The 14,671-nt window shown below is 64.0% G+C and carries 15 protein-coding genes; 8 read left to right on the top strand and 7 right to left on the bottom strand.

The window, feature by feature from the left end; translation table 11 throughout:
• Window positions 1-96: 96 nt before the first annotated feature.
• The gene (locus HFGMBDPB_RS04345) at window positions 97-1,332 is read right to left on the bottom strand and encodes a pyridoxal phosphate-dependent aminotransferase (RefSeq protein ID WP_016447750.1); all 1,236 of its coding nucleotides are present in this window, start codon (window positions 1,330-1,332) and stop codon (window positions 97-99) included.
• Between the two features lie 171 nt (window positions 1,333-1,503).
• Between HFGMBDPB_RS04345 and HFGMBDPB_RS04340 the strand changes: the two genes are divergently transcribed.
• From HFGMBDPB_RS04340 to HFGMBDPB_RS04325, 4 genes are all read left to right on the top strand, one after another.
• Entirely contained in the window at window positions 1,504-1,872 is a 369-nt protein-coding gene (locus tag HFGMBDPB_RS04340) for an Mth938-like domain-containing protein (protein WP_212645249.1), read from the top strand.
• A gap of 138 nt (window positions 1,873-2,010) precedes the next feature.
• A complete protein-coding gene (locus tag HFGMBDPB_RS04335; RefSeq protein WP_012207021.1) occupies window positions 2,011-2,496 on the top strand; it encodes a peroxiredoxin in 486 nt (161 codons plus the stop codon).
• A 176-nt stretch (window positions 2,497-2,672) separates the two neighbouring features.
• Window positions 2,673-4,484: a PhoH family protein gene (locus HFGMBDPB_RS04330; RefSeq protein WP_212644973.1), complete on the top strand. Its 1,812-nt coding sequence runs from the start codon at window positions 2,673-2,675 to the stop codon at window positions 4,482-4,484.
• 3 nt (window positions 4,485-4,487) lie between these two features.
• A complete protein-coding gene (locus tag HFGMBDPB_RS04325) occupies window positions 4,488-4,886 on the top strand; it encodes a hypothetical protein (protein ID WP_047326624.1) in 399 nt (132 codons plus the stop codon).
• 74 nt (window positions 4,887-4,960) lie between these two features.
• Here the strand turns inward: HFGMBDPB_RS04325 and dnaB are convergent, their stop codons facing one another.
• The 5 genes from dnaB to rpsF form a co-directional block, all read right to left on the bottom strand.
• On the bottom strand, window positions 4,961-6,397 hold the full coding sequence (dnaB, locus tag HFGMBDPB_RS04320) for a replicative DNA helicase (protein WP_016447754.1): 1,437 nt from the start codon (window positions 6,395-6,397) through the stop codon (window positions 4,961-4,963).
• A gap of 132 nt (window positions 6,398-6,529) precedes the next feature.
• A complete protein-coding gene (gene rplI / locus HFGMBDPB_RS04315) occupies window positions 6,530-6,982 on the bottom strand; it encodes a 50S ribosomal protein L9 (RefSeq protein WP_016447755.1) in 453 nt (150 codons plus the stop codon).
• Window positions 6,983-6,994: 12 nt separating this feature from the next.
• Window positions 6,995-7,276, bottom strand: a complete 282-nt coding sequence (rpsR, locus tag HFGMBDPB_RS04310; protein ID WP_012207026.1) for a 30S ribosomal protein S18 — start codon at window positions 7,274-7,276, stop codon at window positions 6,995-6,997.
• Between the two features lie 18 nt (window positions 7,277-7,294).
• Window positions 7,295-7,585, bottom strand: coding sequence for a primosomal replication protein N (gene priB / locus HFGMBDPB_RS04305; RefSeq protein WP_016451191.1), 291 nt, complete (start codon window positions 7,583-7,585; stop codon window positions 7,295-7,297).
• A gap of 26 nt (window positions 7,586-7,611) precedes the next feature.
• Window positions 7,612-7,974, bottom strand: a complete 363-nt coding sequence (gene rpsF / locus HFGMBDPB_RS04300) for a 30S ribosomal protein S6 (protein ID WP_012207028.1) — start codon at window positions 7,972-7,974, stop codon at window positions 7,612-7,614.
• Between the two features lie 302 nt (window positions 7,975-8,276).
• On the opposite strand from rpsF, the gene grpE reads away from it, so the two are divergent.
• The 3 genes from grpE to dnaJ all read left to right on the top strand — a co-directional run bounded on the left by grpE (window position 8,277) and on the right by dnaJ (window position 12,126).
• Window positions 8,277-8,822, top strand: a complete 546-nt coding sequence (grpE, locus tag HFGMBDPB_RS04295) for a nucleotide exchange factor GrpE (protein ID WP_016447757.1) — start codon at window positions 8,277-8,279, stop codon at window positions 8,820-8,822.
• Window positions 8,823-8,936: 114 nt separating this feature from the next.
• Window positions 8,937-10,886 carry a molecular chaperone DnaK gene (dnaK, locus tag HFGMBDPB_RS04290; RefSeq protein ID WP_016447758.1) on the top strand — a complete coding sequence of 650 codons (1,950 nt, stop codon included), beginning with the start codon at window positions 8,937-8,939 and terminating at the stop codon, window positions 10,884-10,886.
• 100 nt (window positions 10,887-10,986) lie between these two features.
• Window positions 10,987-12,126, top strand: a complete 1,140-nt coding sequence (gene dnaJ, locus HFGMBDPB_RS04285) for a molecular chaperone DnaJ (protein WP_017405356.1) — start codon at window positions 10,987-10,989, stop codon at window positions 12,124-12,126.
• Window positions 12,127-12,195: 69 nt separating this feature from the next.
• On the opposite strand, the gene HFGMBDPB_RS04280 is transcribed toward dnaJ, so the two are convergent.
• Entirely contained in the window at window positions 12,196-13,452 is a 1,257-nt protein-coding gene (locus HFGMBDPB_RS04280; protein WP_249343342.1) for an SEL1-like repeat protein, read from the bottom strand.
• Window positions 13,453-13,693: 241 nt separating this feature from the next.
• On the opposite strand from HFGMBDPB_RS04280, the gene HFGMBDPB_RS04275 reads away from it, so the two are divergent.
• Complete coding sequence (locus HFGMBDPB_RS04275) at window positions 13,694-14,638, top strand: LysR family transcriptional regulator (protein WP_016447761.1); 945 nt, start codon at window positions 13,694-13,696, stop codon at window positions 14,636-14,638.
• The last annotated feature ends 33 nt before the right edge of the window (window positions 14,639-14,671 follow it).

Here is a 14,671-nt window from a genome sequence, read left to right as displayed (position 1 = left end):
TCAAAAAATGCTGCGGCGCCCAGACGGTGCGCGCCGGCAGCCGGTAAAAAGCGATGGTCGGCGCAAGGCCCTCTCCCCCGCCGGCCCCCGCACAGTTCAGCCGCGGTCCGTGCCGTGGCGCTTGCGGTATTTCTCGAGGAACACGGCCAGGCGGCGGATGGCCTCGCGCAGGTCGGTGTCGTGCGGCAGGAAGACGATGCGGAAATGGTCGGGGTGCGGCCAGTTGAAGCCTGTTCCCTGCACCAGCATGACCTTGGTCTCCTGCAGCACTTCCAGGAAGAACGCCTGGTCATCCTTGATCGGGTAGATCTCGGGGTCCAGGCGCGGGAACATGTACAGCGCGGCCTGCGGCTTGACGCAGCTCACGCCGGGGATTTCGGTGATCAGTTGGTAGGCCAGGTCGCGCTGCACGCGCAGCCGGCCGCCTTCCTGCACCAACTCGTCGATGCTCTGGTGTCCGCCCAGCGCCGTCTGCACGGCCCATTGGCCAGGCACATTGGCGCACAGGCGCATGTTGGAGAGCATGTTCAGGCCCTCGATATAGTCCTTGGCCGCCTTCTTGTCGCCCGAGACCACCATCCAGCCGGCGCGGTAGCCGCAGCTGCGATAGGCCTTGGACAGCGAGTTGAAGGTCAGCGTCAGCACATCGGTGGACAGGCTGGCCAGCGGCGTATGCACGACGTCGTCGTAGAGCACCTTGTCATAGACCTCGTCGGCGAAGATCACCAGGCCATGCTCGCGGGCCAGCGCCACGATGCTTTGCAGCAGCTGCTTGCTGTACAGGGCACCTGTCGGATTGTTGGGGTTGATGACGACGATGCCCTTGGTGCGCGGCGTGATCTTGGCGCGGATGTCGTCCAGGTCGGGCATCCAGCCGTTGGACTCGTCGCACATATAGTGCACGGGCGTGCCGCCGGACAGGCTGGTCACGGCGGTCCACAGCGGATAGTCGGGCGCCGGCAGCAGCATCTCGTCGCCGTCGTCCAGCAGCGCGTTCGTGGCCAGGCTGATCAACTCGGATGCGCCATTGCCCAGGTAGATATCGTCCAGCGTCACGCCCAGGATGCCCTGGCGCTGGGTTTCGTGCATCACGGCCTTGCGCGCCGCGAAGATGCCCTTGCTGTCCGAGTAGCCTGCCGAATTGGGCAGGTTGCGGATCATGTCCTGCTGCACTTCCTCAGGAGCGTCGAAGCCGAACACGGCCAGATTGCCGATATTGAGCTTGATGATCTTCTGGCCGTCCTCTTCCATCTTCTTGGCCGCGTCCATGATGGGCCCGCGGATGTCATAACAGACGTTGGCTAGTTTTGCGGATTTGAGAACGGTTTTCATGCTGAGAATATGAAAGTGGCCGGCGCGGGCTTGCGGCCTTCATGCACGCCAAAGTGCCCCATGCACCCTGGTGAAACCTATAATTTGACCACAGTTCCGCAATGCAGCATCGCCCTGGCCCCGACCCATGTGGCGGCCACCCCCATCGCGCAGACCGCGCCACCCTCATCCATGAAATTCCACGCCGACAAATCCGAAGCACAGAGCATCACGGGCTATGGCCCCGGCTGGGTCGCCGTGGACCGGGAAAAGTTCGAACACAGCCTGCTTGTCGGTGCCAAAGGCCTGCGCCAGGCCTGGGACTGTGCCTGCTTCGAAGACCTGACGCCTGAGCATTTCGAGGCCCTGTCCCAGCTGGATGCAGAGGTCATCATCCTGGGCAGCGGCCAGCGCAACCGCTTCCCGCCAGCGGCCTGGCTGCGCCCGCTCATGGCCCGACGCATCGGCCTGGAAAGCATGGATACGCAGGCCGCGTGTCGCACCTACAACATCCTTGCCAGCGAAGGCCGTAACGTCGTCGCGGCCCTACTCTTGGAGTAGACTCCTGCCCCCCTGATTGGGAGAAATTCCGTTTTCAGGGTAAAATTGCAGGTTGCGGTTGGGGGCATTTCCGATAAAAGCAAAAACACAAACACGGCCCTCGGCATTTCAACGACTACACCCGAGAGATATAAGCGCATGGCGATCGTTGTCAACAAACCCCTTCCCGAATTTGAAGCCAACGCTACCGGCGGGATCAAGGTGACCAACACCTCCCACACGGGCCAGATTCTGATCCTGTATTTCTACCCCAAGGACAATACGCCTGGCTGCACCACCGAAGCCATGCAGTTCCGCGACAAGTACAAGGACTTCGTGAAAGCTGGCGCCACCGTGTTTGGCGTCTCGCGCGACAACATGAAGTCGCACGACGACTTCAAGGAAAAGCTGGAACTGCCGTTCGAGCTGATCGCCGATACGGAAGAGAAGATGTGCCACATGTTCGGCGTGGTCAAGAACAAGATCATGTACGGCAAGAAGGTGAAAGGCATCGAGCGCTCCACCTTCCTGGTCGGAGCCGATGGCCTGCTGGTGCAGGAATGGCGCGGCCTGAAGGTTCCCGGCCACGTTGACGAGGTGCTCAAGGCTGTCAAGACCCTGAAGGCATTGAAGCAGGCTGCCTGATAGCAACAATCCGACAGGTGACAGAGTGCCGGCCGACATATTCAGGCCGTCCGCCTATGCATAATGGGGCAATGCCTCTTAGCAAAGACGCTTTTCCCTGTCACCCCTCCAAAGCCGCCTCGGTTTCCAGGCGGCTTTGTGCTTTTTGATCCTTGTTGAGGAACGGTTCGTCCACCATGCCCCTGCCCCCCGCACCCGGCCGCCGTGCCGCCAAGCTCTCCCCCGAAGCCTTTCTTCCCGTGCGCGGTGCCCAGCACGCAGACCCCCTGCCCGCTGACGATCTTCCCGATGCAGTCAAGGCCGTAGCTGCCGCCGCGCCACGCAAGCGCAAGCCGGCCCCGGCCTCCGCCTCCAACACCACCGTCACAGCCGCAAAGCCCGCACCGGCGCGCGGCCGCAACGCCAAGCCCGCATCACCGGCACCGGCTACTGCGGCCGCGACTGCAGCCCCGGCCCATCGGCAGCGCCGTGCAACCGACAATTCCAACGCAACGGCAGCGCCGTCCAGCACCCGGTCGGCCAACAGGTCGGCCACGGAAGCCAAGCCGGCAGCACTGCTGGCAGCGCCGGTTCGCCCACGCCGCACGCGCACAGGCCCGAAGACGCTGTTCGTGCTCGACACCAACGTGCTGCTGCACGACCCGACCAGCCTGTTCCGCTTCGAGGAGCACGACATCTTCCTGCCCATGGTGGTGCTGGAAGAGCTCGACGGCCACAAGAAGGGAATGACCGAAGTGGCGCGCAACGGCCGCCAGGTCAGCCGCACGCTGGATTCACTGGTCGCCTCCCAGCCCTCCGAAACGCTGGACAAGGGCCTGCCGCTGAATGCCACGGGCCAGCGCAGCGCCACGGGAATGCTGTATTTCCAGACAGAACCGCTGGAGACCTCGCTGCCCGACAGCCTGCCCCAGGGCAAGGCGGACAACCAGATCCTGGGTGTTGTCGCCGCGCTGCGCAAGAAGTTCAGCGAGCGTGAAGTCGTGCTGGTGTCCAAGGACATCAACATGCGCGTCAAGGCACGCGCCCTGGGCCTTGCGGCCGAGGACTACCAGAACGACAAGGTACTGGACGACGGCGACCTGCTGTACGCAGGCGCCCTGGCCCTGCCCCAGGACTTCTGGGCCAAGGCCGGCAAGAACGTCGAAAGCTGGCAGGAAGGCGCCATCACCTACTACCGCATCAGCGGCGCCATCGTCGACCAGCTGATGATCAACCAGTTCGTCTACCACGAGGCACCGGGCGAGCCCAGCCTGTTCATGCGCGTGACCGAGATCCGCGACAAGACGGCCGTGCTCAAGACGCTCAAGGACTTCGGCAATCCCAAGTACGCCGTCTGGGGCGTCACGGCGCGCAACCGCGAACAGAACTTCGCGATGAATCTGCTTATGAACCCGGACATCGACCTGGTCACGCTGACCGGCACGGCCGGCACGGGCAAGACCCTGCTGGCCCTGGCCGCCGGCCTGTCCCAGGTGCTGGACGACCGCCGCTACACCGAGATCATCATGACGCGCGCCACGGTCAGCGTGGGTGAGGACATCGGCTTCCTGCCCGGCACCGAGGAAGAGAAGATGGGCCCCTGGATGGGCGCCCTCGACGACAACCTCGAATTCCTGGCCAAGGGCGATGGCGGCAATGCCGGCGAATGGGGCCGCGCCGCCACCAACGAGCTGATCCGCAGCCGCATCAAGATCAAGAGCATGAACTTCATGCGCGGCCGCACCTTCCTGAACAAGTACGTCATCATCGACGAGGCCCAGAACCTGACGCCCAAGCAGATGAAGACCCTGATCACGCGCGCCGGCCCCGGCACCAAGATCATCTGCATGGGCAATCTGGCGCAGATCGACACGCCCTACCTGACCGAGGGATCGTCGGGACTGACCTACGCCGTGGACCGCTTCAAGGGCTGGCCCCACAGCGGCCACATCACGCTGGCGCGCGGCGAGCGCTCGCGCCTGGCCGACTTCGCCAGCGAGGTGCTGTAAGCCATGGCGATCAGCTGGATCACGGCGCTGAAGCTGGTGCCCTGGGGCGATGTCATCGAGGCCACCCCCCAGGTCGTCAAGGCAGCCAAGAGCCTGCTGCGCAAAAAGGATGCGGAGCAGGCGGTCGTCGCGCAGCCGGCTGCGGCCGGCGAGCCGCTGGCAGCTCCGCGCTCGGCTGGCGAACAGGCTCTGCTGCTGATCCAGGCCCAGGAAGCCCGCATCACGCAGCTGGAGCAGTCACAGCGCCAGTCGCTGGAACTGATCGAGAAGCTGGCCGAGCAGAATGCCCAGATCGTGGCCACCGTGGGTGCGCTGCGCACGGGCGCCCAGCGGCTGGCCTGGGCCTGCGCCATCCTCGGCGCCTGCGTGGCAGGTCTGCTGATCCATGCCTGGCGTACATAGACCGCCCACTGCAAAAAAACAAACGGCCCCTCGGGGCCGTTTTTCATGGAAAGCCTGAAAGCCAAGTGCTGCAATCAGTACTCGTCGCCACCACCGTAGCCCACGGCCAGGTTCTCGAAGCGCGTCTGGTTTTTCTGAAAGAACAGCTTGACCGTGCCGGTCGGGCCGTTACGCTGCTTGCCGATGATGACTTCGGCGATGTTGGGCTCCTTGCTGTCCTTGTTGTAGTAGTCATCGCGGTAGATGAACATGATGATGTCGGCATCCTGCTCGATGGCGCCCGATTCGCGCAGGTCGGACATCATGGGGCGCTTGTCGGTGCGCTGCTCCACCGAACGGTTGAGCTGGGACAGGGCAATCACCGGGCACTGCAACTCCTTGGCCAGCATCTTCAAGCCCCGCGAAATCTCGCCCAGCTCGGTCGCACGGTTGTCGGAACTGGCGGCCGAACCCGAGCCGCTCATCAGCTGCAGATAGTCGACCACGATCAGGCCCAGCTTGCCGCAGGTACGCGCCAGGCGCCGCGCATTGGCGCGCAGCTCCGTAGGCGACAGGCCGGGCGTCTCGTCGATGTGCAGGGACACCGTGCGCAGCCGCTCGATGGCTTCCGTCAGGCGCGGCCACTCGTCATCGTTGAGCTTGCCCGTGCGCAGATTGCCCTGGTTGACGCGGCCGATAGAGCCGACGATACGCACCGCCAGCTGGGCCGCGCCCATTTCCATGGAGAAAATGGCGACCGGCAGGCCTTCGTTGAGCGCCACGTGCTCGGCGATATTCACCGCAAACGAGGTCTTGCCCATCGAGGGGCGTGCGGCCAGCACCACCAGGTCGCCAGCCTGCAGGCCACTGGTCATGCGGTCAAGATCGACAAAGCCCGTTGGCACGCCGGTCACATCCATGGGGTTGTCGGCCATCTCCTGGACACGGTCCAGCAGGTCCACCACCAGCGTGTCGAGCGACTGGAAGCCCTGCTTGTTGCGCGCCCCCTCCTCGCCGATGGCCAGGATCTTCTGCTCGGCCTCGTCAAGGATGCGGTCCACCGTCTTGCCCTGCGGATTGAAGGCATTGGTGGCGATGTCATCACTGGCCGTCACCAGCTTGCGCAGGATGGAGCGCTCGCGCACGATCTCCGCGTAGCGCCGGATGTTGGTGGCACTGGGCACGTACTGCGCCAGCTGGTTCAGGTACAGCAGGCCGCCAATTTCCTCGGCCTTGCCCATGCCCTGCAAATGCTCGTACACCGTGATCACGTCGGCCGGCTTGCTGGCATTGATCAGCTTGCCGATGGCCTCGTAAATCAGCTTGTGCTCATGGCGGTAGAAATCACCATCCACCAGCAGATCGCCCACGCGGTCCCAGGCACTGTTGTCCAGAAGCAGGCCACCCAGCACGCTGGACTCGGACTCCATCGAATGCGGCGGCACGCGCAACTGCGCGACCTGCTGGTCGCCAGCGGGCAGCAGCGGTGCGAACGCATCATCGAGATCGAGCGGGGGCATTACGGACGACATGGAATTCCTGGAGATGAGCCCGCCATCGTAGCGGCTGGCAAAAGGCCGCGCCACCCGGCGTCATCACCCGGGCGCGGCAAAGCAAAAAGCCGCCCGAAGGCGGCTTTTTGGTGATACGGAACAAGCCCCGGATCAGGAGTGGTCGCCGTAGACCGACACCGACACTTCGACGCTGACGTCGGTGTGCAGTGCCACGACCACGGTGGCGTCGCCCACGGTCTTGATGGGACCGTTGACCAGGCGAACTTGCGACTTGGCAACGGCGAAACCGGCCTTGGTCAGTTCTTCGGCGATGTCGGCATTGGTCACCGAACCGAACAGGCGGCCGTCAACGCCAGCCTTCTGGGTCAGCTTGACGTTCACGCCGTTGAGCTTTTCGCCCAGTTGCTGGGCAGCAGCCAGCTTTTCAGCCGCTTGCTTTTCCAGTTCGGCGCGCTTGGCTTCGAACTCGGCCTTGGCGGAAGCCGTGGCGCGACGGGCAGCGCCCGTGGGGATCAGGAAGTTGCGGGCGTAGCCGTCCTTGACCTTGACGATATCGCCGAGGCCACCGAGGTTCACAACCTTGTCGAGCAGAATGACTTGCATGGGTTGTATTCCTTAGATCTTGTGCTGGTCAGAGTAAGGAACCAGAGCCAGGAAGCGGGCGCGCTTGATGGCAGTGTTCAACTGACGCTGGTAGATGGCGCGCGTGCCGGTCAGGCGAGCGGGGACGATCTTGCCGTTTTCACCGATGAAGTCACGCAGGGTGTCCACATCCTTGTAGTCGATTTCTTCGACGCCGGCGACGGTGAAGCGGCAGAAGCGCTTGCGCTTGAACAGCAGCGACTGCGTGTTGCGCTTGGGGCGCTTGTCCTTGTTGAATTTCTTGAACGTGGCCATTTCTGGACCTCTTGAAAATTAGTTTTGTTGAATGTCCTGGATGTGAAGAACCAGCAATTTGCCGTTGCGGGGCGTTGCCAGGAAGCCTTGGAACTTCCACTGGCTGCCGAGCGCCTGGCGGGCCAGCTTTTCAGCCAGCGCGCCAAAGGCCACCGCCTTGACAGATGCCGTCACGCTGCGCTCGCTTCCCGCCTCTTTCTGCCGCGACGCATGCTCGAGTCGCAGTTCAAGGGCTGGCAGCCCTGCCGGCGTGTAGCGCAGTGCTTGAAGCTCTGCGATGGCGGCCGTCAGTACAACGTGGTTCTCCACTCCTTCAGGTTCTGACAGGGCTGGGCTCAGGCCTGTTCGGTCTGGCTGGCCTTGCGGGCCTCTTCACGCTCGACGGTCTTCATCATCGAGGAAGGAGCCGTATCGGCCTTCTTCTTCTGAACCGTCAGGTGACGCAGCACGGCATCGTTGAACTTGAAGGCATGCTCCAGCTCAGCCATCACAGCCTGGTCGGCTTCGATGTTCAGGCACAGGTAGTGGGCCTTGGCGAGCTTGTTGATCATGTAAGCCAGTTGGCGACGGCCCCAGTCTTCTTCGCGATGGACCTTGCCACCGCCAGCGGTGATCATGCCCTTGTAGCGTTCCAGCATGGCGGGAACCTGCTCGCTCTGATCCGGGTGGATCAACAAAACGATTTCGTAATGACGCATATCGACTCCTTTTGGGAAAACGCCGCCCACTGCGTCTTGTAGCGGTGCGGCAAGGCAAAGCATTGGATTCTAGCGCAGCCCTCTTCCATCTGTACACTTCGCACTGCCCGAGACCCCGGATCTGTGTGGGGCTTTTGCCCCGTCGCCCGGCTTTTGCCCTCACCGTGTACCTCTGCCGCGCGGATGCACATGCACAAAGCCCTTGAAAATACACCGATCCGCTCGCATCTCGATTCAAGATCGTGCAATCGCCTGGCCTCCAGTCTGGCGACCGCTTTGTTTTGTAGCTGAAGTCTCTATCCATGTCTGAACAAAACTCCAACCCCTTGCAAGACGCAGCCCCGGAAGAAATCGAAGCCGCCATGGCGGCCAATGCAGCCGACGAGCTGCAGCGCCTGCAGGCCGAGCTGGCCGAACTCAAGGCCAAGAGCGCCGAGCTGGCAGACCAGTTCCTGCGCGCCAAGGCCGAGGCCGAGAATGTGCGCCGCCGCGCAGAAGACGAAGTCTCCAAGGCGCGCAAATTCGGCATCGAGAGCTTTGCCGAAAGCCTTCTGCCTGTCTGCGACAGCCTGGATGCCGCCCTGGCCATTCAACAGGCCACGCCGGAACAGCTGCGCGAAGGCGCCGACGCCACGCTGCGCCAGCTGACCTCGGCCCTTGAGCGCAACAAGGTCGTGACCATCAATCCGGCTGCCGGCGAGAAATTCGACCCCAACCTGCACCAGGCGATCAGCATGGTGCCTGCACAGCAGGAAGCCAACACCGTGGTATCGGTGCTGCAAAAGGGCTACCTGATCGCCGACCGCATCCTGCGCCCGGCCCTCGTGACCGTGGCCCAGCCCCAGTAAGCGGGCACTCACGGCAGCACTGACAAAAAAGGGGACAAGCCCCTTGAAGCTGCGCGAGCCGGCCACAAGTTAGCAGTCATTCAAACATTTCACAGAACGCGGAGAGAACTCAAAATGGGAAAAATCATCGGTATTGACCTGGGCACCACCAATAGCTGCGTGGCCATCATGGACGGCAACACCACGCGCGTGATCGAGAACAGCGAAGGTGCGCGCACCACGCCGTCGATCATTGCGTACCAGGAAGACGGCGAGATCCTCGTCGGCGCCTCGGCCAAGCGCCAGGCGGTCACCAACCCCCGCAACACCATCTATGCCGCCAAGCGCCTGATCGGCCGCAAGTTCGACGAGAAGGAAGTGCAAAAGGACATCGACCTGATGCCCTACACCATCTCGCGCGCCGACAACGGCGACGCCTGGGTGGAAGTGCGCGGCCAGAAGCTGGCCCCGCCGCAGATTTCCGCCGAAGTGCTGCGCAAGATGAAGAAGACCGCCGAGGACTACCTGGGCGAGCCCGTGACCGAGGCCGTGATCACCGTGCCCGCTTACTTCAACGACGCCCAGCGCCAGGCCACCAAGGACGCCGGCCGCATCGCCGGCCTGGAAGTCAAGCGCATCATCAACGAACCCACGGCGGCGGCCCTGGCCTTCGGCCTGGACAAGACCGACAAGGGCGACCGCAAGATCGCCGTGTATGACCTGGGCGGCGGCACCTTCGACGTGTCCATCATCGAAATCGCCGATGTGGACGGCGAAAAGCAGTTCGAAGTGCTGTCGACCAACGGCGACACCTTCCTGGGCGGCGAAGACTTCGACCAGCGCATCATCGACTACATCATCACCGAGTTCAAGAAGGAACAGGGCGTCGATCTGTCCAAGGACGTGCTGGCGCTGCAGCGCCTGAAGGAAGCCGCCGAGAAGGCCAAGATCGAGCTGTCGAACTCGGCCCAGACCGACATCAACCTGCCCTACATCACGGCCGATGCCTCGGGTCCCAAGCACCTGAACATCAAGCTGACCCGCGCCAAGCTGGAAAGCCTGGTCGAGGACCTGATCGAGCGCACCATTGCGCCCTGCCGCACGGCCATCAAGGACGCAGGCGTGTCCGTGTCCGACATCGATGACGTCATCCTGGTCGGCGGCATGACCCGCATGCCCAAGGTGCAGGAAAAGGTCAAGGAATTCTTCGGCAAGGATCCCCGCAAGGACGTGAACCCCGACGAAGCCGTGGCCGTGGGCGCCGCCGTGCAGGGCCAGGTTCTGTCGGGTGACCGCAAGGACGTGCTGCTGCTGGACGTGACACCGCTGTCGCTGGGCATCGAGACGCTGGGTGGCGTGATGACCAAGATGATCACCAAGAACACCACCATCCCGACGAAGTTCGCACAGACCTTCTCGACGGCCGACGACAACCAGCCTGCCGTGACGATCAAGGTGTTCCAGGGCGAGCGCGAAATGGCTTCGGGCAACAAGATGCTGGGCGAGTTCAACCTCGAAGGCATCCCGCCGGCCGCGCGTGGCGTGCCCCAGATCGAAGTGGCCTTTGACATCGACGCCAACGGCATCCTGAACGTGTCCGCCAAGGACAAGGCATCGGGCAAGGAAAACAAGATCACCATCAAGGCGAACTCCGGCCTGTCCGAGGAAGAGATCCAGAAGATGGTCAAGGACGCCGAGCTGAACGCCGCCGACGACAAGAAGAAGCTGGAACTGGTCCAGGCCCGCAACCAGGGCGAAGCTGCCGTGCACAGCGTCAAGAAGAGCCTGGGCGAGCATGGCGACAAGCTCGACGCTGGCGAGAAGACCGCCATCGAGAGCGCCGTCAAGGACCTGGAAGAAGCGCTCAAGGGCGAGGACAAGGACGCCATCGACGCCAAGACCACGGCGCTGATGACGGTCAGCCAGAAGCTCGGCGAGAAGATGTACGCCGATGCACAGGCAGCGGGCGCCCCCGAGGCAGCCGCCGCCGCAGCAGCCGCCGGTGCTGCAGGCGCCTCGGCCGGTGCTGCAGCCGCTGACGACAACGTCGTCGACGCCGAAGTCAAGGAAGTCAAGAAGGACTGAACCCAGCGCGTGGTCCCTTGACGACCGCTTGCCGCCGCGCTCGGCCCTGCCAAGGGGCTGACGCGGCGTTCCTGTTCTCACTGACTGGCTAGCAAACACCATGTCCAAACGCGATTTTTACGAGGTCCTCGGCGTTGCCAAGAACGCCTCGGACGACGACATCAAGAAGGCTTATCGCAAGCTGGCGATGAAGTACCACCCTGACCGCAACCAGGGGGATGCCGCACGCGAGGCGGAAGAGAAATTCAAGGAGGCCAAGGAGGCCTACGAGATGCTCTCCGACAGCAACAAACGCGCGGCCTACGATCAGTACGGCCACGCAGGCGTGGACCCCAACCGCGGCATGGGCGGCGGCGCAGAAGGCTTTGGCGGCTTTGCCGAGGCCTTTGGCGACATCTTCGGCGACATGTTCAACCAGGGCGGGCGGCGCGGCGGCGCAGGTGGCGGCCGCCAGGTCTACCGTGGCAACGACCTCAGCTATGCCATGGAGATCACGCTGGAGGAAGCCGCCCACGGCAAGGATGCGCAGATACGCATCCCCAGCTGGGACAGCTGCGACACCTGCCACGGCAGCGGCGCCAAGCCCGGCACCAGCGCCAAGACCTGCACCACCTGCAACGGCATGGGCAGCGTGCAGATGCGCCAGGGCTTCTTCAGCGTGCAGCAGACCTGCCCGCACTGCCGAGGCACGGGCAAGATCATTCCCGAGCCCTGCACCAGCTGCGGCGGCCAGGGCAAGGTCAAGCGCCAGAAGACGCTGGAAGTGAAGATTCCCGCAGGCATCGACGACGGCATGCGCATCCGCTCCTCGGGCAATGGCGAACCCGGCACCAATGGCGGGCCTGCAGGCGATCTCTACATCGAGATCCGCATCAAGGACCACGACATCTTCGAGCGCGATGGCGACGATCTGCACTGCAACGTGCCCGTGAGCTTCATCACGGCAGCGCTGGGTGGCGAGATCGAGGTGCCCACCCTCTCGGGCAAGGCGGCCATCGACATCCCCGAAGGCACCCAGGCCGGCAAGCAGTTCCGCCTGCGCGGCAAGGGCATCAAGGGCGTGCGCTCCAGCTACCCCGGTGACCTGTACTGCCACATCGTGGTCGAGACGCCCGTCAAGCTGACCGAGTACCAGCGCAAGCTGCTGCGCGAGCTGGAGGAATCGCTCAAGAAGGGCGGCGCCAAGCATTCGCCCAGCGGCGAGAGCTGGACCGACAGGCTCAAGAGCTTCTTCAGTTGATGCAGCACTGAGCCCCCAACAAAAACGCCTCTTCCGAGGCGTTTTTCATTGGTGCATCCTCAACAGGGCTCAGGGAGCGGGTTTGGCCTTCCAGGCCGCCGCCTGCCGCTCGGCACGTGCGCGCTCTGCCGCGCTCAGCGGCTGGGCCATGCTGTCGCGCTTGGCCGCCAGAGAGCTGTCCTTGCCCGCTGCCAGCAGCATCCAGAAATAGGCCTGCGACGGGCTGCGCTCCACGCCCTTGCCCGAGGAATAGAGGCTGGCCAGATTGGACTGCGCCAGCGCGTCGCCCTGCTGGGCGGCACGCTCCAGCCAGCGCGCGGCCTGCTTGTCGCTGGCAGGCACGCCCTGGCCATTGGCATACAGAACGCCCAGGTTGGACTGGGCTGCGGCACTGCCCTGCTCGGCCGCCTTCTCCAGCCAGTGTGCGGCCTGCGCCATGTCGCGATCGACCACGCCACCCTCGGCATAGAGCATGCCGGCGTTGAATTGCGCATCGACATGGCCCTGGCCTGCCGCCGCCACGAACCAGCGCAGCGCCTGCGCCACATCCTCGGCCACGCCCCGGCCCGTGGCATACATCACGCCCAGGCTGTACTGGCCGGCCGCCTCCCCCTGTTCGGCCGAGCGCTGGAACCATTGCACGGCCTGGACGGGATCCTTGGCGGCTCCGCGCCCTTCGGCCAGCATCAGGCCCAGGTTGTTCTGTGCCACGGCATCACCCTGCTCGGCCGCCTTGCGATACCACTGCACGGCCTGCGCATCGTCGCGCACCACGCCACGGCCATTGGCGTACATCAAACCCAGGTCGGACTGAGCCGGCGCATAGCCTTGCTGGGCCGATTTCTCATACCACCGGGCGGCAGTCTCCGCATCCAGGGCAACGCCCTGGCCGCGCTTGTACAGCGAGCCCAGCGCGTACTGGGCGCTGGCCTCGCCCTGCTCGGCATGCTGCTGCAGCGCTGCAAGCTCGGCAGCGCTCAGGCCGGACTCACCCTTGGACGCGCCGCCACCTGCGGCTGCAGCTGCAGCCCCCGCTGCGGCAGCGCCGCCCACCACGCCTGCAGCGGCGGCCGCCTTGGCAGGTGCGCTGCGGGTGGTGGCAGGTACCGGCTTGCCCTTGGATTTGACGGCGGTCTTGCCTGTCGGCCTCGCAGCTGCCTTGGCCGCAGGCTTGGCGGCGGCCTTCGCGCCGCTCTTGGCCGTGTTCTTCGCCGGTGGCTGCGGCTTGGCAGACGCCGGGACGGCCATGCAGGACAGGGCTGCGGCCAGCAGCAATGACAGGCCTGCAGGCAGGGCTCGCAGGCCCGTCGGGTATCGATCGTTCATATGCTCTTATTTTTGCAGCAATCCATGCAGGCGACTGGCGCAAAGATTGACAAATTCTTTCAGTATGCAACCGGCGTTCCGGCGGGCATGGTTGCCCGCAGCCATCGCCACGAGGCATGACCCCCATCTCCATGAAATCGCACGACATCACCAAAGACATCGCGCTTGAAGATGACAGATCGATGACTTGTGCGAGAAAATCCATTCAACTTCTCCTAATGAGAAGCCTGAACCCCACCACATGAAGAATTCAGAGCGCAGTTTTGCACGGCGCATAGACCTTACCTCCTTGCAGCTGTTCGTGGCTGTCTGCGAACTTGGCAGCATCGGACGAGCGGCAGAGCGCGAGTTCATCGCCGCTTCGGCGGTGAGCAAGCGCCTGTCCGACCTCGAGGCCACCGTGGACACGGCCCTGCTGTATCGCCACAGCCGTGGCGTGACACTCACTCCTGCCGGCGAAAGCCTGCTGCACCACGCGCGCAACGTGCTGTATGGCCTGGAGCGCATGCAGGGCGAGCTGTCCGAGTACGCCGATGGCGTGCGCGGCCATGTACGCATCCACGCCAATATGTCGGCCATCGTGCAGTTCCTGCCGGAAGACCTGGGCGTCTTCGCGCGCAAGCATGGCCAGGTCAAGATCGACCTGCAGGAGCAGCTCAGCCCCGCCGTGCTGGCGGCGGTGCAGGAAGGCACGGCCGACATCGGCATCTGCTCCATGGCATACATGCCGCTGGGCAATGGCCAGGCCACTCCCGCGCTGCAGCACCGCCCCTACCGCGAGGACCGGCTGGTCGTCGTGGTGCCCGAGCAGCACGCGCTGGCGCACAGCGACAGCGTGGCCTTTGCCGATGTGCTCGAATGGGACATCGTCAGCCTGCAGGCCGGCTCCTCCATCAGCCTGGCCATGCGTGCGGCTGCGGCCCAGGCCGGGCATGCGCTGCACCAGCGCATCCAGGTCACCAGCCTGGATGCCATGTGCCGCATGATCGACAACGGCCTGGGCGTGGGACTGATCCCCGACCGCGCCTTCGAGCTCATGCACGGCGTGGGCCATCTGCGCGCCCTGGAGCTCAGCGACGACTGGGCACGGCGCGAGCTGAGCATCGTGGCGCGCGACTTCGACGCGCTACCCGTTACGGCCCGCCTGCTGGTCGAGCACCTGAGCCCGCCGGCCAGCGCATCCTGAAGGCCCCTTGGCCCCCGGATGCACATCCAAGAA

Source organism: Delftia sp. PE138, assembly GCF_018320755.1.
GTDB classification, from domain to species: Bacteria; Pseudomonadota; Gammaproteobacteria; order Burkholderiales; family Burkholderiaceae_C; genus Comamonas; species Comamonas tsuruhatensis.
The sequence above is the reverse complement of the archived record's forward strand: the minus strand, read 5'-3'. Positions and strand labels throughout refer to the sequence as shown.